This window comes from Anaeromassilibacillus sp. An200, assembly GCF_002160025.1.
Classification (GTDB): Bacteria; Bacillota; Clostridia; order Oscillospirales; family Acutalibacteraceae; genus Caccousia; species Caccousia stercoris.
Genome location: NZ_NFJU01000109.1, coordinates 1 through 1,920, shown reverse-complemented (window position 1 = coordinate 1,920; position 1,920 = coordinate 1). Strand labels below are relative to the sequence as shown.

General features: G+C 50.4%; 1 protein-coding gene and 1 pseudogene. Both read right to left on the bottom strand.

All coding sequences use genetic code 11. From position 1 onward, the window contains the following. Window positions 1-225: 225 nt before the first annotated feature. Complete coding sequence (locus B5F35_RS18045) at window positions 226-1,311, bottom strand: CAP domain-containing protein (RefSeq protein ID WP_162611486.1); 1,086 nt, start codon at window positions 1,309-1,311, stop codon at window positions 226-228. Window positions 1,312-1,393: 82 nt separating this feature from the next. After that, a pseudogene (locus B5F35_RS18855) lies at window positions 1,394-1,920 on the bottom strand (hypothetical protein); the annotation flags it as partial.

Below are 1,920 nucleotides of genomic sequence, written 5' to 3'. Positions count from 1 at the left end.
CCTCCAGCTTCTTGATGATGCTGCCTGCGGCAAATGCGGGCATGGTTAATCCGGCAATTTGCGGGAAAAGAATAAGAAAAGCCAGAAAAACGGCTACCACACGAAGCAGGGAATTTCTGATTTTTTGATGCATGATCGGCTTCCTTTCCAAAAAGGAAGGGCCGCTTCAGGTCTGTAACCTAAAGTAGCCCTTCCTCACAGAATAGAGTGTTATTTGGTTTTGGTTTATTTTTCCAACAGTGGGTTGGTCATGATAGGATTGATCATATCGTTCTGATTGCTGGTGAAGCACTGTACCCAGTAAATGTTGCCGTTTTCTGCCACATAGCAGCCGACAGCCATTGCAACAGCACCTGTATGCAGAATATTGGCTTTGTGCCCATCTGAATTCATCCATCCTTGCACAGCACTTTTTGGATCACCGGCAAGCCTAGTCAGTATGCGCTGACTATTTTCATAGTGGACAGCTACGGTTTCACCGGCCATGGAGACATTCTCCCAAATAGCAGCCGTGCCGTCAGGCTTGGTGTGGCTGTAAAGCGTTGCTAATTCCCTTGCGCGAATCTGAGCGTCCTCGGTTCGGGATTTCGCCCACACTAGAGCAGGAAGACCTGCTTTCTCACGTTCTTCATTGGTGAGTTCAAACACTTCCTGCTCATACTCATGATTCCAGTCACCCAGCGTCAAACCGGCTTCTACCGAAAGCCGCTGTGATTCCGTCATATCCGTGGTGTCCACATTTGGTTTCGAGGGTGCCTCCGGTGTGGTAGGCTGGCCTGTTGCTGAACTGCCGCCCGCGACGGTTGCGACACAAAGCTTCGTGCCGGAGCTGCCGTTGTAGGAAACATAAATTCCAGCCGCTGCACCGGGCGTTCCGACAGCCGTGATTTTGTAGTACACCGCTCCGGCTTCCTGGCCGCTTTTCTGGATGGTGAACACACCGGGCGTGCCGAACCATACATTGAGCGCGCCGGGATTTGCGGCGGTAAACTTGAATTGATACGTTTTGCCGGGCTGAACCGTAAAGTCGGAATTTGTGTCGCTCGTCCAGCCGGAAGAAGCTGTGGGCTGAGAGACGGACGGGGTGGAGGTTGTGTTCTGCGTGTTCTGAATGACATTGCCGTTCTTATCCTGTACGATGATGGAGCCATCCTTCATATGCCAGGTAGTATTGCCGGTCGTGTCATCGTACTGCATACTTGACCAGCCGCCTGTGCCGGGGCAGGTCAGCGACAGCGCGCTGGCTCCCATAGCCGGAAAGGTGGTGAGAATCATGGCCGCTGCCAATGCCGCCGAAATAATCTTTTTCATAAAGTTCATCCCTTCTCTAAATAAATTTGTCTCCTATGATTATGATAATGGATCCGCTGTCCAATAGAAGCCGCTTGAAGCGTTATTCTTCTTTTTGCAGATATTCCCGGGCGGTGTCCTCGGACAATTCGTATTGCTGTATAATCTGCCGGAGAATTTCTTCCTCTGAAAGATTTAATTTCCGGCAAATATCGATCGCTCCGCGAATGCCCTTCTCCATACCCTTCTGGATCCCTCTATTCTCAATCCCCTGGCTCAAATTACACATAAGCGACACCTCCTCGTCTAATTGCTGCGTAATGGGAATCTGAAATTCCTCGTTCAGGATCCGCAGCTTTTCTTCTGCGCTGAGTTCCTCAGAGAGAAGGGAACTCAGCAGATCCAAAGCCATATTCTCCTTCTTATCCTGGGGCTTGCCCAGGCAGAGAATCAGCGCCGTCATCATATCATAGTGCTGCTTTTGCTCCCGCTCTCTGGTTTTCCCGGCAAAGACATCTTCTGCAATGCGGTAGCGGAAGATACTGTTTTTCCTGTTTTCCGGCACTTCGGAACAGATCCAGATGGAATACACCTTCTTGATCTTATCGTATTGGCCATGCGTGAATTCCC

Bases quoted from the DNA above. Each gene is read 5' to 3' on its own strand.
- B5F35_RS18045 (WP_162611486.1), bottom strand. From the start codon at position 1,311: ATGAAAAAGATTATTTCGGCGGCATTGGCAGCGGCCATGATTCTCACC.